This is a genomic window from Brevundimonas sp. Leaf168 (assembly GCF_001423685.1).
GTDB lineage: Bacteria > Pseudomonadota > Alphaproteobacteria > Caulobacterales > Caulobacteraceae > Brevundimonas > Brevundimonas vesicularis_C.
The window spans coordinates 23,446-42,970 of record NZ_LMOY01000007.1; the positions used below are offsets into that span (position 1 = coordinate 23,446).

Here is a 19,525-nt window from a genome sequence, read left to right on the forward strand (position 1 = left end):
TAAGACACCGACCATGAGCGACATCGAAGACGAACTGACCGCCGGCTATCGCCGCTTCCGCGCCGAGCACTGGCCGACGGCCCGCGCCGAGTACGAAACCCTGGCGACCAAGGGCCAGAAGCCGCACACCCTGATCGTGGCCTGTTCCGACAGCCGCGCCGATCCGGCTCTGATCTTCGACGCCAAGCCGGGCGAGCTGTTCGTCGTGCGCAACGTCGCCAATCTGGTCCCGCCCTACGAGCCGGACGGCAAGCTCCACGGCGTGTCGGCGGCGCTGGAGTTCGGGGTCAAGGTGCTGGGCGTCAAGCGGATCGTGGTCATGGGCCACGCCCACTGCGGCGGGGTCAACGCCATGATCAACGGCGCCCCAGAAATCGTCGCCGACTTTGTCGCCCCCTGGATCGCTCAAGGCGCGCCCGTCGTCCAGCACGTCGCCGAAACCGTCGCCCCCGACCAGCTGGAACGCGCCGCCGAAGAGGCCATCGTGCGGCTGTCGATCCGGAACCTGCGCACCTTCCCCTGGATTGCCGAGCGCGAAGCCAAGGGCGAGCTTCAGCTCAGCGGCCTGCACTTCGGCATCGCCGAGGGGGCGCTCACAGCCCTGACCGACAAGCCCCGGTTCGAACCGTTGGATTGAGCGGCGAACCGTGCCACACCCGGCGCGTTGCAACGGACATGACGATGACCTCCGCCCACCGCGCCAACCCCATTCCCAACATCCTGACCGGGCTGCGCCTGGCGGCCGGGGTGGTGATGTTCGCCATGATGGCCGGGGCCGCGCCGGGCGCGCTGGAGGCCTGGCTGTCGCCGGAGACCCAGGGGCGGTTCAGCGTCTGGGCCTTCTGGATCTTCGTCATCGCCGCCTCGACCGACTGGGTCGACGGCTACCTCGCCCGGCGCTGGAACGCGACCACGCGCTGGGGCGCCATTCTGGATCCCATCGCCGACAAGGTGTTGGTGACCGGGGCCATCCTGGGCGTCCTGGCCTCGGGATCCCTGCCCGGCATCGCCCTGCCCTGCGGCCTGATCCTGTTCCGCGAATTCGCCGTCTCCGCCCTGCGCGAGACGATGGCCGGCCGCATCGAACTGCCGGTCACCCTGGCCGCCAAGTGGAAGACCACGGTGCAGATGGTGGCGCTCGCCGCGCTTCAGCTGACCCTGCTGTGGGGCGCCCTGGGCCTGCAGAACGACGACGGATCGCCTCTGGCCTGGCAGCCGGCGTTCGAATCCTTCGCCATCTTCCTGATCTGGTTCGCCGCCATCATCACCCTGTGGACCGGCTGGCAGTATTTCAGCGAAGCCCGCCGCCAGATGCGCGACCTTTAGGGCCGCAGCGTCAGCCCGGCCGGCGTGGCGGAAAAGGCGGAAAGCCGGCCCAGATAGCTCATGCCCAGCAGGGAGTATTCCAGCCCCTGCTCGACCACCAGGGCCTCGACCCGGTCCACCCGCGCGCCCGCGACCGAGATCGTCTTCAGCTGGACCGGCGCGGCGCGCACGACGCCCGAGGCGGTCTGGACCTTGCCGGTGAAGGCTTCGGGTTCGGGATCGACGCCCAGCCGCAAGGCGTCGGCGCGCGTCAGGGCGACCACGCTGGCGCCGGTGTCCACCAGCACACGCACCGCCTTGCCGTCGATATTGGCCTCGGCCCAGTAGTGGCCGTCCGCGCCCTTGACCACCTGGGCGTCGGTCCCGGAGGCGCCGACCGCCGCCTCGATCACAGGCGTCGCCGCCTGGGCCATGCCGTCGCCTTCCAGATGGCGGATCGTCAGCGCCGTGCCGAACGACGCCATGAGCGCGAAGCCGAGGACCACGACAGACTGGGTATCGATGCGAACCATGCCTCTGTCTTAAAGGCGCGGCGTTTGGATGGGGTGAAACGACGTGGCTGACGAAAGCTTAAACTCCGAACCGCGCTAGCCCAGCTTGGCCGGATCGACCTGCGACCGCCGCGACGGCAGGTCGGCCATGATCGCCGCGCGGTCGGCGTCGCTCAGCGACCGCCAGCCGGCGATCTCCTTCAGGGAGCGAAAACAGCCCAGGCACAGGCCGCTCTCGCCATCGACCGCGCACACCATGACGCACGGCGTGGCGATGGCCCTGGGCGGTCCGGGCCGGCTCGGGGTCGTCGCGCTCATTGTGACACAGTAGCGAAAATCACTCCGACTCCTGACGAATAAAGTTGCAAATTCACGAAACTGTCTTATATTGACCGATGACGCGAAACGACTGACGGTGGAATCCCATTGGTACGACGCGTCTCTTTTCATCGTTCTGCGAAAGGAGACGCCAAGATGAACGATAAGGAGCGTAACCTCCAACACGCCATGATGTCCTTCGCCCTTTGGGGCGGGATGCTGGTCAACAGTCGGCATATGCCGTCGAACTCGGGCCGGGTGGTCAGCCATCCGTCCAACTTCGTACCCTATACGATCAAGAAACGCTGACAGCCCGCTCGGCCCTCAGCCTGAAGAAGCCCCGGTCTCGCCGGGGCTTTTGCAATTCCGGGCTTGCCTGACGCGGCGTTCGCGGTCGATGACGGGCGCGAAGACGGAGACGATGCATGGGCCTGATCACCGAAGAGAAGCGGGGCGCGATCCTGATCTGGATGCTGGATCGCGAGGCGCGGCTGAACGCCCTGCCCGATCTGGGCGACGGCGACGAGGTCGCGGCGGCGTGCGAGCGGGTCAATGCTGATCCCTCGATCCGCTGCGTGGTCCTGACCGGCGCCGGGCGGGCGTTCTCGGCCGGCGGCGATCTGACGGCGATGCGGGACGGGCGCGACCTGTTCGAGGGCTCAGGCGCCGCCATCCGCGAACGCTATCGCCGCGTCGTCCACCGGATCGTGCGGTCCCTGTATGGGCTCGAGGTTCCGCTGATCGCCGCCGTCAACGGGCCGGCGATGGGCCTGGGCTGCGACATCGCGGGGCTCGGGGACATCCGCATCGCGTCTGAGCGCGCCAGCTTCGGCGTGCCCTTTCTGAAGCTGGGCATCATTCCCGGCGACGGCGGCTCCTGGCTGCTGCCACGCAACATCGGCTACGCCCGCGCCGCTGAACTGCTGTTCACGGCCCGCTCCATCGACGCCGCGACGGCGGCCGAATGGGGGCTGGTCAATCGCGTGGTCGCGCACGACAGCCTGATGGACGAAGCCCTGGCTGCGGCCGCCCAGGTCGCGGCCCAGCCGCCGCAGGCCCTGCGCATGGCCAAGACCCTGCTGCGTCAGGGTCGCGACACGACCTTCGACCAGATGCTGGAGATGTCGGCGGCGATGCAGGCGCTGGCCCACCTGACCGAGGACCATCAGGAAGGCGTCGCCGCCGTGCTGGAAAAGCGGCCGGGCAACTTCACCGGCCACTGATCCGAAGTACTATTTCGTCTTCATCGCCTCGTTGGGCCCGACGCCGGCGGCGACGGCGCGTTTGGCCCCGGCGGTCTCGCCCGGCTTCATGAACTTGACCAGCACCCGCTGTCCGATCAGCAGGGGCGCATCGCCGGCCGAAGCGACCACTTCCACCACCCGCTCGTCGCTGCGCTGCGAGGGGTCGTCAGAGGCCAGTTTGCGCGCGCCGAACACGGCGGCCCGACGCATGACGGCGCCGATATAGACCTTGCTGGCGTCGCCCTCGGGGCTGATCTCGACGGCCTGGCCGTCGGTCAGGTTCGGCAGGTCGCTCTCGACCACCTCGGCGCGGACGATGCGCGGCGCGTCGGGTTCCAGATCGAACATATTAGAGACGTTCAGGGTCGAGGCGCCGGCGCCGGGGTTGGCGTAACGGCGCACGATCCGGCCGTTGGTCGGGGCGCGGATGACCGTCAGTTCCTGATTGTAGCGGGCCTGATCCAGCTGAGCGCGCGCGGTCTGGACGGCGGCGACCTGCGACCCCAGGCGGGCCTGGGCGGTGGCGATGGCGTCCTGGGCCTGGTCCATGCGCTGGGCGGCGACGAAGTTGGTGGCGACGAGGCGTTGCAGACGCTCCTGCTCGCGCTGGGCGGTGCGGATGTCCACGCGGATCTGGGCCAGTTGGCTTTCGGCCTGGCTGACGGCGGCGGCCGCGGCCTGCACCGCCAGACGCGCCTCGTCGTCTTCCTGACGGGCCAGGATCTGACCAGCGACGACGCGATCGCCTTCCTGAACCAGAACATCACGGACGATGCCGCCGCGACGGGCCGCGATCTGGATGATGCCGCCCTCGACGTCCACCTTGCCGTTGGCGATGGCCGCATAGGGGCTGTCGACCTTGGCAGCCTCCTGCTTGGCCTGTTCTTCCTTCTTGGTCTTGGCGGCGGACTGGAACAGCATGAAGCCGACCGCCAGCACGATCACCAGCAGCAGGCCGATCCAGGTGCGTTTTTTCTTCAGAAAGCCGGGCATTGGCGTGTCGTCCTAAGGGAAATCGTCGTGTCGGTTAGTGGGACGCCAGGATGGCGTTCGGATCGGGGATGCGGCGCTGGTCGTCCAGGATCTTGCCGTCCTCGATGTGGATGACCCGGTCGGCCCAGGCCTCCAGGCGTGGATCGTGGGTCACGCAGATGACGGCGGCGCCGTGTTCGGTGGCGGCGCGGCGCAGCAGCTTGATGACCACCTGCCCGTTTTCGCCATCCAGGGCCGAGGTGGGTTCGTCGGCGAACAGGATCTTGGGATCCTTGGCCAGGGCGCGGGCGATGGCGACGCGCTGCTTTTCACCGCCCGACAAAGCCGCCGGCCGCTGGTGCAGACGGTGGCCCAGGCCGACCTCTTCAAGGGCGATGGTGGCGCGCTTCTTGGCCTGGCCCGCGGTCAGCCCCTGGAACTTCAGCACCGTCTCGACCTGCTGAAGCGCCGTCAGCGCGGGGAACAGGTTGAAGCCCTGGAAGATGAAGCCGCAGTTATCCAGGCGGAACTTGTCGATCCGACCCGAGGACAGCTTCCAAAGATCGTCGACGTCCAACGCATCCACCCGACCCTCTTCAGGCTTCAGCAGGCCCGACAGGGCTGCGATCAGGGTGGACTTGCCCGAGCCGGAGGGGCCCATGACCATGGTCAGGTCGCCATGCCGCGCATCGAAATCGACGCCCTTCAGCACATCCACCCAGGCCTTGCCGGACTTGAACCGCTTGACCAGGCTTTTGGCCTCGATGGCGAAGTCGCCGTGCTTGCCGTGAACCTTTGTATGAACGTTCATCGCAGCAGGTCCGCCGGTTGGCTGTTCTTGAGGATGCCCAGCGACAGCAGGCCGGACACCATGGCGATGGCGATCAGGCCGATGCCGACGATGATCAGCAGCGACAGCGGCAAGGCGATGATCACCGCCCCCATCATCGCCAGCAGCGACACCAGCCAGGTCAGGACAATGGCCGCGATGACGCCGACGACGCCGACCCAGAAGCTCAGCTCGACCACGATCCGACGCAACGACCCCATGCTGACGCCCAGGGCCCGCAGAGAGGCGAACTCCTTGATGTTGGCCATGATGGCGCCGCGCAGGGTCTGCCAGGTGATGGCCACGCCGATGATGATCCCCAAGACGACGCAGCCGCCGATGATGATGACCAGGATGCCTTCCTCGAACATGGCGCCGGCGTTGGCGTCGGCCAGTTGCTGCTTGGTCCAGGCCTTCCACTGACCGGCGCCCATGGCGTTCAGCTGGGCCACCACGATGGGCGCGCGGGCCGGATCACGCAGCTTGACCATCAGCGGACCGACGCGCGGACCCGTGTCGGCCTGGCCCAGCATCCGCAGGGTGTCGCGCGACATGACCACGCCCGGCTGCATCATATTGGGATAGCCGCGCGTCACGCCGACGACGGTGACGGTCTGGCCGTTATACAGGGCCTTGTCGCCCAGCTTCACGCCCAGGGTCGTCAGGGCCGTCTCGTCGACCGCCACGGTGTAGGGTTGGCGCAACGCATCGACCAGTTCCTGCGAATAGTCGGTCGGGATGGTCACCGAGCCGGGACGAGTGTCGATGATGCTGGCCTGAACGAACTTCTGACGCGGCGCGCCCTGCGACGCATTGTCCGCCTGGCTCTTGGTCGGATCGACGTTCTTGATGTTCTGGAAGGTGCCGCCGGCGCCGTCCAGCGGCATGACCTCGACCACCTCGGGGTGGTTGTAGGCCAGGGGGATGAACCGGCGGGGCACGCCCGACGGCCCGCCGATCAGGCTCTTGGCGCCGGGCTGCATGATGAAGATGTCGGCGTTCGACCGTTCGATGGTCGCGGTGAATCCCTTGCCGATGCCGATGAAGACGCCGGTCATCGCCAGGACCAGAAGCCCCGACAGGGCCAGGGCCATGACCGCCGCCATATAGCGACGCCACTCGAACAGCAGTGTTGATAGCGCAAGCGACATTGTCGTCGATAAACCCCCGGTACTTGCGCCTATCTGACCGTGCGCCCCCTCACCGCCAAGTTAAATCGGGGTAAGGCTTGTGAACCCTTGTCATTGCGGGTTCGAAATCAGGGGATTAAGGGCCTTACAGCCTCTTGGCGCCCACCCTTCGTCGGCGCTAGTTACAACATAACAGATGGGACAGGCCGTCCCACGCTCTGGGAAACACGCCTTCATGTCCTTGCCCTCGCTTCGTCTCACCGCCTCTCTGGCCGCGCTCGGCGCCGCCACCGCCGTCCTGTCCGCGCCCGCGACCTCCGCGCGCGCCGACGAGGGCATGTGGACCTTCGACAACTTCCCCATCGCCACGGTGAACGAGAAGTACGGCACCAACATCGACCAGGCCTGGCTGGATCGCGTGCGCAACGCCGCGGTCCGCCTGCAGGGCTGCTCGGCCTCGCTGGTGTCGAACGAAGGTCTGGTGCTGACCAACCACCACTGCGTCGTGTCGTGCGTTCAGGACCTGTCCACGGCCCAGAACGACTACGTCAAGAACGGCTGGATGCCCGCCACCCGCGAGGAAGAGAAGAAGTGCCCCGGCCAGACGGCCGAAATCCTGACGGACATCGTCGATGTCACCGATCGCGTGACCGGCGCCGGCGCCGGCCTTGAGGGCGCCGCCTTCGTCCAGGCCCGCGCCGCCGAGATCGACAAGATTCAGAAGGAGACCTGCGGCGACGATCAGAAACTGACCTGCCAGGTCATCAGCTTCTACCGCGGCGGTCAGTACAAGCTCTACAAGTTCCGCAAGTATGACGACGTGCGCCTGGTCTTTGCGCCCGAGTTCCAGGCGGCCTTCTTCGGCGGCGACCCGGACAACTTCAACTTCCCGCGCTACGCCTTGGATGCCGGCTTCCTGCGCATCTACGAAGACGGCAAGCCGGTCGCCACGCCGAACCACCTGACCTGGAACGCCAATGCGCCCAAGGAAGGCGACGTCACCTTCGTCGCCGGCAACCCCGGCTCGACCCAGCGCCTGCTGACCGTGGCCCAACTGGAAACCCTGCGCGACCAGCAACTGCCCATCAGCCTGATCCAGACCTCCGAACTGCGCGGTCGCCTGCTGGAGTATTCGACCACCGGCGAAGAGGCCAAGCGCGTCTCGGTCGATCCGATCTTCGGCCTGGAGAACGGCTTCAAGGTCAACTACGGTCAGCAGGGCGCCCTGACCGACCCGGCCTTCATGGCCACCAAGCGCCGCGAAGAGCAGGAGTTGCGCCAGCGCGTCGCCGCCGACCCGGCCCTCGCTCAACGCATCGGCGATCCGTGGGCCGATCTGGAACGCGCCTCGACCGCCCAGCGCGACCTGTATCTGCCCTATCGCCAGCTGGAATCGGCGGCCGGTCAGCGCTCGTCGCTGTACAGCTACGCCAAGGCCATCGTCCGCGCCTCCAAGGAACGCGCCAAGCCCGTCGCTGAACGCCGCGCCGGCTATTCGGACGCCGACATCGCCTCGCTGGGCCGTCGCCTGGCGACTGAGACGCCGATCTCGAACGACCTGGAGAAGATCTATCTCGACTTCTGGCTGTCCAAGACCCGCGAATATCTGACGGTCGACAATGCGAACGTGAAGGCGCTGCTGGGCAAGGAAAGCCCCGAGCAGATCGCGGAGCGTCTGGTCGACGGCACGCGACTGGCCGATCCCGCCTTCCGCGCCCAGGCCCTGGCCATGACGCCGGAGCAACTGGCCGCCTCGGGCGACCCGCTGATCCAGTTCGTGCTGGCCAACGACGATGCGGCCCAGGCCGTGCGCACCCAGTGGGAATCGGCCGTGTCCGGCCCGACCAGCCGCGCCGGCGAAAAGATCGCCCAGGCCCGGTTCGCGGTTTACGGCACCAACCTGTACCCCGACGCGACCTTCTCCTTGCGCCTGTCCTACGGCCAGGTGAAGGGCTGGACCTATCGCGGCGTGACGGTCGAACCCTTCACCCAGATCGGCGGCCTGTACGAGCGCAACACCGGCGCCGAGCCCTTCAACGCGGCCGAGGATTGGCTGGCGGCCGAGGGCAAGGTCAACAAGTCGACCGTCTATGACTTCGTCTCGACCAACGACATCATCGGCGGCAACTCGGGCTCGCCCGTGATCAACGCCAAGGGCGAAGTCATCGGCGCCGCCTTCGACGGCAACATCCACTCGCTGGGCGGCAGCTTCGGTTACGACCCCGAGCTGAACCGCACGGTGACGGTCTCGACCGCCGCCATCACCGAGGCCCTGCGCAACGTCTACAACCAGCCGCGCCTGCTGCGCGAACTGGGCGTGCGCCGCTAAGCTGAAGATCCTTCTCCCCGCGGGGGAGAAGGTGGCTCGCGCAAGCGAGACGGATGAGGGGGCTGGTTGACCCAGGCCCCCTTTTTCCATTTTGAATGCGAACAGAGCCCCCTCATCCGAGCCCTTCGGGCTCACCTTCTCCCCCGAGGGGAGAAGGATCAGGAGTTTTCCATGCGCCCTCTTCTCCTCGCCTCCGCCGCCGTTCTCGCTTTCGCCGCCGCCACATCGGCCAGCGCCGAGGAAGGCATGTGGACCTACGACAACTTCCCCATCGCCCGCGCCAATCAGACGCTGGGCACGAATATCGACCAGGCCTTCCTGGATCGGGTGCGGCTGTCGTCGGTGAAGTTCGGCGGTTGTTCGGCGGGCGTGGTGTCGGGCCAGGGTCTGGTGATGACCAACAACCACTGCGTCGCCACCTGCGTAGCCAATCTGTCCACGCCGCAGCAGCAGTATGGCGAGACGGGCTTTACGCCCAAGACGCGTGAGGAAGAGCGCAAATGCCCCGGCGCCACGGCCGAGATCCTGACCGACATCTCCGACGTCACCGAGCGGATGCACAAGGCCGGCGAAGGGCTTGAGGGCCAGGCCTTCACCCAGGCGCGCGAGGCCGAGGCCGGGCGGATCGAGACTGAAGCCTGCGGAAACGATCCCAAGATCCGCTGCCAGGTCGTCAGCCTGTACCGGGGCGGCCAGTTCAAACTCTACAAATACCGCAAATACAGCGATGTGCGCCTGGCCTGGGCGCCGGAAGACCGCGCCGCGACCTTCGGCGGCGATCTGGACAACTTCTCGTTCCCCCGCTTCGCCATCGATGCCGCCTTCATCCGCCTGTATGAGGACGGCAAGCCGGTCGAGACGCCGATCCACTTCGCCTGGAACGCCGACAAGCCGACCGAGGGCGAGGCCGTCTTCATCACCGGTAATCCCGGCGCCACCCAGCGCCTGCTGACGATGGACCAACTGGCCACCATCCGCGACGTGGTCCTGCCGCTGGATCAGCTGATCGCCTCGGAGCTGCGCGGTCGTCTGATCCGCTATTCCGAAGAGGGCGAGGACCAGGCCTTCATCGCCATGGACCCGATCGTGGGCGTGGAGAACACCTACAAGCGCGGCTTGGGCCGGATGCGCGCCCTGACCGACGCCCAGTTCATCCAGGCCAAGGCTGCGGCCGAGGTCGACTTCATGCAGCGCTACGCCGCCGCCAACGGCAATGGTCCCGATCCCTGGGGCGCGCTGAAAGCGGTCCAGCCCATCGCGCGCGAACTCTATGCGCCGACTGCGCTACTGGAAGGCGGCACGGGCCTAGGCACCACCTCGGTCGCCGGCGGATCGCAGCTGTTCCAGTGGGCCAAGGCCATTGTGCGCGGCGCGCAGGAACGGGCCAAGCCGTCGGACCAGCGTCTGGCCGAGTTCGCCGACAGCCGCTTGCCGGGCGTCGAATCCGGTCTGTTCGCGGAACGGCCGACCTATCCCGAGCTGGAGCAGATTCGGCTGGAATGGTGGCTGTCCAAGACGCGCGAATGGCTGACGGTGGACAGCCCCTATGTTCGCACCCTGCTGGGCAAGGAAAGCCCCGAAGAGTTGTCGGCCCGCGTCGTCTCGGGCACCAAGCTGGCCGATCCGGCCGTGCGTCGCGCCCTGTGGACCGGCGGCCTGGCGGCGGTTCAGGCGTCGGACGATCCGATGATCCAGTATGTGCTGTCGATCGACGCCGACGCCCGCGCCGTTCGCACGGAATGGGAGAACAAGGTCAAGGCGCCGACCGACCGCGCGTCGGAACAGCTGGCGGCCGCCCGCTTCGCCGCCTATGGCGACGCCGTCTATCCCGACGCCACCGGCACCCTTCGCCTGACCTATGGCAAGGTCGAAGGCTCCGACGTGCCAGGTCAGCGCTTCGGCGCCTTCACCACCTTCGCCGGCCTGTGGGACCGCGCCACCGGCGCCGAACCGTTCAAGGTCGCGCCCAAGCTGATGGCCGCCAAGGACCGGATCGATCCGAACGCGGTGATGGACATGGCCGTCTCGACCGACACGATCGGCGGTTCGTCCGGCTCGCCCGCGGTCAACGCCCGGGGCGAGATCATCGGGGCCAACTTCGATTCCACCGTCCTGACCCAGCGCAACGCCTATGGCTACGATCGCAACACCAACCGCAGCGTGATCGTCACAACCCAGGCCGTCACCGTGGCCCTGCGCGACGTCTATGGGATGGATCATCTGCTGACGGAGCTGGGCGTCAGCCGGTGACGGAGATCGTCGTCCGCGCGGCGACGCTCAACGACGTCGCCGCGCTGCATCCTCTGATCGAGCGCGCCTATCGCGGCGAAACGGCCAAGGCCGGCTGGACGCATGAAGCCGACCTGCTGTTCGATGATCGCACCAGCGCGGCGGAGCTGTCGGCCCTGATCGCCGATCCCGACCGGGTCATCCTGCTGGCCCATCGCGACGGCGCGCTGATCAGCTGCGTCCAGGTCGCCCGCGCCGGCGACGACCTGGCCTATCTCGGCATGCTGACGGTCGAGCCGACCTTGCAGGCGTCCGGCCTCGGCCGTCGTCTGCTCGCGGCCGCCGAAAGCGAAGCGGTCGCGCGTTTCGGCGCCCGTCGCATGGAGATGACCGTCATCCACCGCCGGACCGAACTGATCGCCTGGTACGAACGACGCGGTTACGCCCCTACCGGCGAGACTCGCCCCTTCCCCGTCGATCCGCTCCGACCCGAGCTGGAATTCGCGGTGCTGGAAAAAGCGCTCTAGCCGCCCCTTGCAAAACGGACAGTCGTGTCCATTTACGCGCCTCACCATGACGCGCCCTGCCGAAAAACCTGTCCGCAAGGACGCCGCTCTGAACCGGGCGGCGGTGCTGGAGGCCGCGCGCGCGGTCTTCGCCAGCCAAGGGTTGGATGCGCCCCTGGATCTGATCGCCGAACGGGCCGGTGTGGGGCGCGGCACCCTGTATCGGCACTTCTCCGACCGCACGGAACTGGCCTTGGCGGTGCTGGAGGCCGACGTCGCAGACCTGGGTCGGCGCACCGCCGAACAGGGCGATGATCCGCAGGCCTTCTTCTGGTTTCTGGACCGGCTGGCCGAGGACATGGTGCGCAATGCGGGACTGGCCGGCGTCGTGCGGAACGTGCGGTCGCCAGATGCGCTTACCCCCTTGCGGCAGAGCTTGATGGAGGCGGGCGCCGCACCGCTGAAGCGGGCCCAGGCCGCCGGCCTGGTGAGGGAGGATCTGCGGCCGATGGACATCCGTCTGATCGCCACCCTGCTGGGCGCCGGTTTTCAGGGCGCAGACGAAGCCGAGCGCCAGGCCGTGTCGCTGCGGACCCGCGCGCTTGTTCTGGACGGGCTGAGACCTCGAGGGGGGCCGCGCTGATGGCCCGCAACAACTGGCATCTGCCCTGGGAACAGTATGTCGAGACGCTGAAGCCGCACGAGCGGCCGATGATGCCCGGCTCTCCCGCCACTCCCGATCACTCCTGGCCGATGCGGATCCAGTACGCCCTGACCGGCCTGCTAGTCGCCATGGTCGGATCGCTGGGCAACGCCGCCGTCACCGCCAATATCCAGAACCTGCAAGGCTCGCTGGGGATCACGATCACCGAGGCCGCCTGGCTGCCGGTCGTCTTCGTCATGACCAACGCCTGCATGAACCTGATCCTCGTCAAGTTCCGGATGCAGTACGGCTTGCGCCTGTTCACCCAGATCTTCCTGGGGGCCTTCGTGCTGGTCTGCGCCGCCCACCTGTTCGTCGACAACTACCAATCGACCCTGCTGGTGCGGGCCATCGCCGGCATGGCGGGCGCGGGCCTTTCCAGCCTCGGCTTTCTCTACATCATCCAGGCCTTCCCGGCTGCGCATCGGCTGAAGGGACTGATTATCGGCATCGGCCTGGCCAGTTTTGCCGTGCCGATTTCGCGCCTGGTCATGCCCGGCCTGCTCCAGCTAGGCGACTGGCGCGCCTTCTACATGTTCGAGCTGGGCCTGTGCCTGGTCGCCTGGGGCGCGGTGCAGGTGGTCAAGCTGCCGCCGTCCGAGCGGCTACGCGTATTCGACCGGCTGGACTTCCTGACCTTCGCCCTGTTTGCGCCAGGCGTGGCCCTGCTGTGCGCGGCCCTGGGTCTGGGGCGCATCGTCTGGTGGACGCAAGCCGCCTGGATCGGCTGGGCCTTGATCGGGTCCGTCATCCTGCTGACCGCCGCCTTCCTGGTCGAGCACAATCGCAAGAACCCACTGATCAACACGCGCTGGCTGACCGGGCCAGACCTGCTGCGCCTGTTCGGGGCGATCCTGCTGATCCGCATCGTGCTGTCGGAACAGACATCCGGCGCGGTGGGCTTTCTGACCGTCGTCGGCTTGGGACCGGATCAGCTTCACGGCCTCTTCGTCGTCATCCTGCTGTCGATGATCGCCGGCACCCTGGTCAGCGCCTTCACCCTGAATATGGAGAAGCTGAACAAGCCGATCGCCATCGCCCTGGCGCTGATCGCGGTCGGCGCCTGGATCGACAGCCATTCGACGGTCCTGACGCGCCCGGCGCAGCTGTATTTCAGCCAGGCCCTGATCGCCTTCGCCTCGGCCATGTTCATCGGCCCGGCGCTGATGATCGGCATCGTCAAGGTGCTGACCCAAGGCAAGCAGAACCTGATCAGCTTCATCGTCATGTTCAGCGTGCTTCAGAACGTCGGCGGTCTGGCGGGTTCGGCGCTGACCGGGACGCTTCAGATCCTCCGCGAGAAATACCATTCCAACCAGCTGGCGGCCGGGATTTCGGCGCTGGACCCGCAGGTCGCCTTGCGGCTGCGCCAGCTGTCGGGTGCCTATGCCTCGACGATAACGGATCCCGCGCTGGCGAACGCCGAAGGCGCCGTTCTGCTGGGCCGACAGGTGACTCAGCAGGCCAATGTGCTGGCCTACAACGACGTCTTTCTGGTCATCGCCGTGATCGCGGCCCTGGGCTCCGCCTGGGTGACCGTCACCCACCTGCGGCCGCGCTGGAAGGCGCGCCGCGACGCCAAGAACAACAACAATGCAGACGCTGCGGTTCAGAGCGCCGCCGTCGCCGCCGCCGACTGAACCGAGACCCACAATGACCGACGCCGCCCCGCCCGCCCCCGCCTCTGCCGCCCCCGCCGCCCCGCAAGCGCCCTCTGCGGCTCCGCCTGCACCTGCGCCGAAGAAGAACGTCATGTGGACCGTCATCGCCGCCGGGGTCGCCCTGCTGGGCGTGCTGATGGTGCTGTACGCCTGGCAGTTGCCGCCCTTCCGGGGCGCGATCCAGCGCACGGACAACGCCTATGTGCGCGGCCAGGTGACGATCATCAGCCCGCAGGTGAACGGCTATGTCGTCCAGGTGCCGGTCCAGGACTTCCAGACCGTCCAACAGGGGCAGTTGCTGGCCCAGGTGGACGATCGCATCTATCGCCAGCGGCTGGAGCAGGCCGAGGCCAGCCTGCACTCGGCCCAGGCGGCCCTGTCCAACTCGGCCCAGACCCAGGCGTCGGCGCGCGGATCGGTGGCCCAGCAGCGCGCTTCCATCGCCGCCGCCGAAGCGACGTTGACACGAGCCCAGGCCGACGCCAACCGCGCCCGCACCCTGAAGGCCGGCGGCTGGGTCGCCCAGGCCAATGTGGACGTCGCCGAAGCCGCCCTGCGCAGCGCCCAGGCCCAGGTCGCCCAGGCCCGCGCCGCCGAGGGCATCGCCCAGACCGGCGTCACCTCCGCCGTCGTTGGCCGCGACAGCCTGGCCGCCGCCGTCGAGAACGCCCAGGCCGCCGTGCGCCTGGCCCAGATCGACCTGGCCAACACCCGTATCATCGCGCCCCGCGCGGGGCGTCTGGGCGAGATTGGCGTACGCCAGGGTCAGTATGTGACCGCGGGAACCCAGTTGATGGGTCTGGTGCCGGACGTGGTCTGGGTCACGGCCAATATGAAGGAGACGCAGATGAAGAACATCCGCGTCGGCCAACCGGTCGAGATCACCGTCGACGCCTTGGGCGGCCAGACCCTGCGCGGCCATGTCCAACGCATCGCCCCCGCCGCCGGATCGGAGTTCAGCGTCATCCGCCCCGACAACGCCACCGGCAACTTCACCAAGGTGGCCCAGCGCATCCCGGTCCGCATCCGCATCGACCCGAACCAGCCCGCCGCCGAGCGTCTGGCGCCGGGCATGTCGGTGGTGGTGAAGGTGAATACGGCCGGCTGACGGAACGCGCAGCTCCCCATCGCGCTACCTCTCCCAGCAACGGAGAGCACCATGGACCGCGAACAGACCAAGGGTCGTGAAGAGAACGGCGCCGATCCGGCCGGCAAGCCGGACGCCCTGACCTCCGACAAGGCGACCAAGGAAGTCGGTCAGGCCGAGCGCAAGAGCGCGGGACCGGACGGCCCGGACGCCGCCGAGATCGGCGACACCTTCAAACGCAAGCCCTGACGCCGGATCAGGCCGATCGCGGCGACAGGCTGGCGGCGAGCAGATGCACGTCATGCGCCCGCATCCGCTCGAAGTTCCCCAGCCCCAGGGCCAGGGCGCGCATGATCTCGGTCTGGCGCGTATGTTCGGGATGGGCGGGCAAGGACGGCTCCGCCCGCGCCAGCTCCGCATCCAGTTCGGCCATCATATGGGCCAGGATTCCGTCGTTCATCTGATCCTCCATCACGCCGCCGACCGCCGCAGACGGTTAGATCACAAACGGAACAAATCCGGAACACGCTGACCCAAGAAGGCTGTGGATGGCGCGGTCGGTTTGCAAAATCGTCCGGCTGACCCTGCCGTTTAATCCACCTTAACCACAAGGATTCACCATAGTGGTCTCACTGTTGCGGGGCCGCGTTCCATGTCCGATCTGAAGACCCCTGTCCTTACAAAGGACGTCATTCATCGTGGCGACTGCATCGAGGTGCTGAAGAGCCTGCCCGACGCCTCGGTGGACATGGTCTTCGCCGATCCGCCCTATAACCTGCAACTGGGCGGCGACCTGCTGCGTCCCGACAATTCCAAGGTCGATGCGGTCGATGACGACTGGGACAAGTTCGCCAGCTTCGCCGACTACGACGCCTTCACCCGCGCCTGGCTGGCGGAATGCCGCCGCGTCCTGAAGCCCGAGGGCTCGATCTGGGTGATCGGCTCCTACCACAACGTCTTCCGCCTGGGGTCCGCGATCCAGGACCTGGGCTTCTGGGTTTTGAACGATATCATCTGGCGCAAATCCAACCCGATGCCGAACTTCAAGGGCACCCGGTTCACCAACGCCCATGAGACCCTGATCTGGGCCGCCAAGTCGCGGGATCAGAAGCGCTACACCTTCAACTATGATGCGCTGAAGGCCTTCAACGAAGACACCCAGATGCGCTCCGACTGGACCTTCGCCCTGTGCACAGGCGAGGAGCGGATCAAGGACGCCGACGGCAAGAAGGCCCATCCGACCCAGAAGCCCGAAGCCCTGCTGCACCGCGTCCTGCTGTCGGCCACGCGCCCCGGCGACGTGATCCTGGATCCCTTCTTCGGCACCGGCACCACCGGCGCCGCCGCCAAGCGCCTCGGCCGCCACTACATCGGGATCGAACGTGACGAGACCTATGCCGAGGTCGCCGAAACCCGCATCGCCTCGGTCATCCCTGCCCGCCCCGAAGACCTGATGGTCACAGGCTCCAAGCGCGCCGAACCCAAGGTGCCGTTCGGCGCCCTGGTCGAGGCCGGCCTGCTGCAACCCGGCGACCGCCTTTATTGCCCCAAGGGCGAGCGTGAGGCGCGTGTTCGTGCGGACGGTTCGCTGGTTCACGGTTCGCTCAGCGGCTCGATCCACAAGCTGGGCGCGCTGCTGGAGAATGCGCCGGCCTGCAACGGCTGGACCTACTGGCGCTTCAAGACCGACCAGGGGCTAAAATCCATCGACGCCCTCCGGTCGGAAGTTCGCGCCGCGATGTAAGCCCGCTGCGACTGCCCGTCGCGTAAGCCACATCAATCACTTAGCCGGCAATCCGCCGCGAATACGTACGCTTTCGCACACTCAATATGGGTCAGCGTCGCTGTAACCCCGCGAAACCTATGTGAAAATTCATCGCCTGCGATGGAACTTCGCAGTTGCGAGAACATTGATGTCAACGGCCCGCCAGGATGCGGTGTCGGAGCACATCACCATGAAAATCGCGCAGATCACCCCTCTGTATGAGGCCGTGCCTCCCAAGCTGTACGGTGGCACGGAGCGTGTGGTGGCGCATCTGACCGACGCCTTGGTCGATCTGGGCCACGACGTGACTCTGTTCGCCAGCGCCGACGCCCAGACCAAGGCCCGTCTGGTGCCCGTGCGCGATCAGGCCATCCGTCTGGATCCGGCGCCACTGAAATCCGACCTCGCCGCTCACCTGTCGATGCTGGGCGAAGTTCTGGACCGCGCCGACGAGTTTGACGTCATCCACTTCCATACCGACATGGTCCACTTCCCGCTGTTCCAGAAATATGCGGACAAGACTTTGACGACCCTTCACGGCCGTCTGGACATGAAGGACCTGCCCGGCGTCTATGCGCGTTGGAGCGAGTTTGGGCTGGTCTCCATCTCCGACGATCAGCGCAAGCCGCTGCATTTCGCCAACTGGAAGGCCACCGTCCATCACGGCATGCCCGGCGAACAATACATCTTCTCCCCGAAGTCCGAGGGCTATCTGGCCTTCCTGGGTCGCATCTCGCCCGAGAAGCGACCCGACCGCGCCATCGAGATCGCCACCAAACTGGGCAAGCGTTTGAAGATGGCCGCCAAGGTGGACGCCGCCGACAAACGCTATTGGGAAGAAACGATTCGCCCACTGGTTGAGGGCAATCCGCTGATCGAGTTCATCGGCGAAATCGGCGATCACCAGAAGTCCGCCTTCCTCGGCGGCGCCGAGGCCCTGCTCTTCCCTATCGACTGGCCGGAGCCGTTCGGTTTGGTGATGATCGAGGCCATGGCCTGCGGCACGCCGGTCGTCGCTTTCCGCTGCGGCTCGACGCCTGAGGTCATCGAAGACGGCGCCACCGGCTTCCTGGTCGATACGATGGAACAGGCCATCGCCGCGGCCGGACGCGCGCATCTGCTGGACCGCGAGGCGATCCGCGCGCGGTTTGATCTGCGGTTCTCGGCCACCGCCATGGCGCGCCGGTATCTGGACGTCTACGGCGATCTGCTGGCCCGCCGCCCGTTCGCGGAAACCGCGCTGGATGACGTGGTCACGCCGTTGCGTCCGCGTGAAGAACGCAGCTTCGCCGCCACCGCCTGAAACCAACTCAGTCGGGACGCCGTTGCAATCCTGAGTTAGTAACGGCGTTCACCCAAAAGTTAAGCTTATCCATTACGGTCGTCCCAAATCGGGGCGACCACTATGCAATGGACAGCGATGAGGCGGCGGCTGGCGCATCTGCGCCGGAATACCGCGGGCAACATTGCGACCTTCTTCGCCCTGTCCGCCATGGGACTGACACTGATGGTCGGCCTGGCCATCGACATCAATCGCTATGTCTCTGTCAGGAACCAGGTGCAAGAAGCGCTCGATGCAGCAGCGTTGGGCGCGGCCGCGTCCCGCGCCCAGACGGTCAAGGAGTTGGAAGCGGTCAGCGGTCCCTATCTGGAGGCCAATCTGAAGACCGGCCAACTGCTCGACGGCTGGAAAACCGGCACTCAATACGTCGATGGCAAAATCGTCAGGGTGACGTTCAAGGGCGGGGTCAAACCCATCTTCGCGGGTCTGGCCGGCGTCAAACAGTTCGACATCAACGCCCTGTCCGAGGCGACGCGCGGCGTGGCGCAAAAGATCGAGACCGTCCTGGTGCTCGATAACACCTGGTCGATGAGCGAAAAGGACAGCCGCTCGATCAAGCGGATCGATGCGCTGAAGACCTCGGCCAGTCTGCTGGTCAACGAGTTGATGGCGACCGAGAGCGACGAGGTCTCGATCGGCGTCGTGCCCTATGCGGACTACGTCAATGTCGGCGTGGCCAACCGCAAGGCTTCCTGGCTGTCGGTCCCCGACGACTATGTTCAGGAGCGCACCTGCACGACCAAGACGACCTACAGCGGCGGCACCCCCTACCCGTGCACCACCGTGCGCGACGGCGTCAACGAGACCGGCACCTGCTACAAGGATCAGGTGGTCAAGACGGTCACCGTCCCGCCCTATGCTTGCAACGTCAGCTACAAGTGGTTCGGCTGCGTCTATTCGCGCAACGTCGGCACGACGCGGCTGAACGACCAGTCGCCGGCGACGCCCTACAAAGGGTTCCTGACGACGGGCCAGAGCTGCCTGAATGCTGTCAGCCCCTTGTCCAAGAGCAAGTCCAGCGTCCTGAACGCAATCAAGAACCTCGTCATCAATGTCGGCGGCTACAAACCCGAAACCCACATTCCATCCGGCCTGATCTGGGGCATCAATCTGCTGTCGCCTACCGCGCCGTTCCAGGAAGGCGGCGCCTACGACCCCGCCAACCGCACGCCGCGCAAGATTCTGGTGCTGATGACCGACGGCGTGAACACCCTGCGCTACCGCTCGTCCGACGGCGCACACGTCGCCACGGTCAAACCCAATGAGCTGGCGGCGACGGATGCCGATCTCGACTCGATCTGCACCTATGCCAAGTCGAACAAGATCGAGGTCTTCACCGTCGGCCTGAACGTGCCCACGCAAAACGGACGCAATCTGCTGAGGACCTGCGCGACAGATTCCGACCATGCCTTCCTGGCCGAAGACAGCGCCGCGCTGGAAGCCGCCTTCCGCGACATCGCGCGGTCCATCGGCGTTGTACGGTTGATCAAATGAAGGTCGCCCGGCCTCTGTTGATGAAAAAGCACAGGTTCGCCTGAACCCGTCGGCGACTTGCCCATTAAAGTCTGCAAGCGGCCCCTGAGCGCCGCATTC

The 19,525-nt window shown here is 66.4% G+C and carries 20 protein-coding genes; 14 read left to right on the plus strand and 6 right to left on the minus strand.

The window, feature by feature from the left end; all coding sequences use genetic code 11:
* Nucleotides 1–13: 13 nt before the first annotated feature.
* Both ASF81_RS04970 and pgsA read left to right on the plus strand, forming a co-directional pair.
* Nucleotides 14–637, plus strand: a complete 624-nt coding sequence (locus ASF81_RS04970) for a carbonic anhydrase (RefSeq protein ID WP_055753092.1) — start codon at nt 14–16, stop codon at nt 635–637.
* Between the two features lie 44 nt (nt 638–681).
* Complete coding sequence (pgsA, locus tag ASF81_RS04975) at nt 682–1,326, plus strand: CDP-diacylglycerol--glycerol-3-phosphate 3-phosphatidyltransferase (protein ID WP_026108402.1); 645 nt, start codon at nt 682–684, stop codon at nt 1,324–1,326.
* Here pgsA and ASF81_RS04980 read toward each other — a convergent pair.
* Nucleotides 1,323–1,838 (minus strand): TIGR02281 family clan AA aspartic protease, encoded by a 516-nt coding sequence (locus ASF81_RS04980; RefSeq protein ID WP_055805758.1) that lies wholly within the window; start codon nt 1,836–1,838, stop codon nt 1,323–1,325. The genes pgsA and ASF81_RS04980 overlap by 4 nt on opposite strands.
* Before the next feature lie 75 nt (nt 1,839–1,913).
* The gene (locus tag ASF81_RS04985) at nt 1,914–2,135 is read right to left on the minus strand and encodes a DUF1289 domain-containing protein (RefSeq protein ID WP_055805762.1); all 222 of its coding nucleotides are present in this window, start codon (nt 2,133–2,135) and stop codon (nt 1,914–1,916) included.
* A gap of 156 nt (nt 2,136–2,291) precedes the next feature.
* On the opposite strand from ASF81_RS04985, the gene ASF81_RS15230 reads away from it, so the two are divergent.
* Nucleotides 2,292–2,444 carry a hypothetical protein gene (locus ASF81_RS15230; protein WP_017505113.1) on the plus strand — a complete coding sequence of 51 codons (153 nt, stop codon included), beginning with the start codon at nt 2,292–2,294 and terminating at the stop codon, nt 2,442–2,444.
* Between the two features lie 116 nt (nt 2,445–2,560).
* Nucleotides 2,561–3,358, plus strand: a complete 798-nt coding sequence (locus tag ASF81_RS04990) for a crotonase/enoyl-CoA hydratase family protein (RefSeq protein ID WP_055805766.1) — start codon at nt 2,561–2,563, stop codon at nt 3,356–3,358.
* Between the two features lie 9 nt (nt 3,359–3,367).
* Here the strand turns inward: ASF81_RS04990 and ASF81_RS04995 are convergent, their stop codons facing one another.
* Genes ASF81_RS04995 through ASF81_RS05005 form a run of 3 tightly spaced genes read right to left on the minus strand, consistent with a single transcriptional unit; the run spans nt 3,368 to nt 6,331 of the window.
* Nucleotides 3,368–4,372, minus strand: a complete 1,005-nt coding sequence (locus tag ASF81_RS04995) for an HlyD family secretion protein (RefSeq protein ID WP_055805770.1) — start codon at nt 4,370–4,372, stop codon at nt 3,368–3,370.
* A 34-nt stretch (nt 4,373–4,406) separates the two neighbouring features.
* The gene (locus tag ASF81_RS05000; protein WP_055805773.1) at nt 4,407–5,162 is read right to left on the minus strand and encodes an ABC transporter ATP-binding protein; all 756 of its coding nucleotides are present in this window, start codon (nt 5,160–5,162) and stop codon (nt 4,407–4,409) included.
* Nucleotides 5,159–6,331 carry an ABC transporter permease gene (locus tag ASF81_RS05005; RefSeq protein WP_055805778.1) on the minus strand — a complete coding sequence of 391 codons (1,173 nt, stop codon included), beginning with the start codon at nt 6,329–6,331 and terminating at the stop codon, nt 5,159–5,161. The genes ASF81_RS05000 and ASF81_RS05005 overlap by 4 nt, the downstream gene beginning before the upstream one ends.
* A gap of 214 nt (nt 6,332–6,545) precedes the next feature.
* Here ASF81_RS05005 and ASF81_RS05010 point away from each other — a divergent pair, with 214 nt between their 5' ends.
* From ASF81_RS05010 to ASF81_RS15235, 7 genes are all read left to right on the plus strand, one after another.
* Nucleotides 6,546–8,639 (plus strand): S46 family peptidase, encoded by a 2,094-nt coding sequence (locus tag ASF81_RS05010; RefSeq protein ID WP_055806879.1) that lies wholly within the window; start codon nt 6,546–6,548, stop codon nt 8,637–8,639.
* 171 nt (nt 8,640–8,810) lie between these two features.
* On the plus strand, nt 8,811–10,889 hold the full coding sequence (locus tag ASF81_RS05015) for a S46 family peptidase (RefSeq protein ID WP_055805781.1): 2,079 nt from the start codon (nt 8,811–8,813) through the stop codon (nt 10,887–10,889).
* Nucleotides 10,886–11,395: a GNAT family N-acetyltransferase gene (locus ASF81_RS05020; protein ID WP_055805785.1), complete on the plus strand. Its 510-nt coding sequence runs from the start codon at nt 10,886–10,888 to the stop codon at nt 11,393–11,395. The genes ASF81_RS05015 and ASF81_RS05020 overlap by 4 nt, the downstream gene beginning before the upstream one ends.
* Before the next feature lie 46 nt (nt 11,396–11,441).
* Entirely contained in the window at nt 11,442–12,017 is a 576-nt protein-coding gene (locus ASF81_RS05025; protein WP_055805788.1) for a TetR/AcrR family transcriptional regulator, read from the plus strand.
* A complete protein-coding gene (locus tag ASF81_RS05030) occupies nt 12,017–13,717 on the plus strand; it encodes an MFS transporter (RefSeq protein WP_055805792.1) in 1,701 nt (566 codons plus the stop codon). The genes ASF81_RS05025 and ASF81_RS05030 overlap by 1 nt, the downstream gene beginning before the upstream one ends.
* 13 nt (nt 13,718–13,730) lie before the next feature.
* The gene (locus ASF81_RS05035; RefSeq protein WP_055805796.1) at nt 13,731–14,846 is read left to right on the plus strand and encodes an HlyD family secretion protein; all 1,116 of its coding nucleotides are present in this window, start codon (nt 13,731–13,733) and stop codon (nt 14,844–14,846) included.
* Nucleotides 14,847–14,897: 51 nt separating this feature from the next.
* Nucleotides 14,898–15,074 (plus strand): hypothetical protein, encoded by a 177-nt coding sequence (locus tag ASF81_RS15235; RefSeq protein ID WP_200932887.1) that lies wholly within the window; start codon nt 14,898–14,900, stop codon nt 15,072–15,074.
* A gap of 7 nt (nt 15,075–15,081) precedes the next feature.
* Here the strand turns inward: ASF81_RS15235 and ASF81_RS05040 are convergent, their stop codons facing one another.
* Entirely contained in the window at nt 15,082–15,285 is a 204-nt protein-coding gene (locus ASF81_RS05040) for a hypothetical protein (RefSeq protein ID WP_228763748.1), read from the minus strand.
* A gap of 192 nt (nt 15,286–15,477) precedes the next feature.
* Here ASF81_RS05040 and ASF81_RS05045 point away from each other — a divergent pair, with 192 nt between their 5' ends.
* The 3 genes from ASF81_RS05045 (at nt 15,478) to ASF81_RS05055 (ending at nt 19,426) form a co-directional block, all read left to right on the plus strand.
* Nucleotides 15,478–16,569, plus strand: a complete 1,092-nt coding sequence (locus ASF81_RS05045; RefSeq protein WP_055805799.1) for a site-specific DNA-methyltransferase — start codon at nt 15,478–15,480, stop codon at nt 16,567–16,569.
* Nucleotides 16,570–16,780: 211 nt separating this feature from the next.
* Nucleotides 16,781–17,893: a glycosyltransferase family 4 protein gene (locus tag ASF81_RS05050; RefSeq protein WP_055806882.1), complete on the plus strand. Its 1,113-nt coding sequence runs from the start codon at nt 16,781–16,783 to the stop codon at nt 17,891–17,893.
* A gap of 117 nt (nt 17,894–18,010) precedes the next feature.
* Nucleotides 18,011–19,426 carry a VWA domain-containing protein gene (locus ASF81_RS05055; protein ID WP_162237576.1) on the plus strand — a complete coding sequence of 472 codons (1,416 nt, stop codon included), beginning with the start codon at nt 18,011–18,013 and terminating at the stop codon, nt 19,424–19,426.
* The last annotated feature ends 99 nt before the right edge of the window (nt 19,427–19,525 follow it).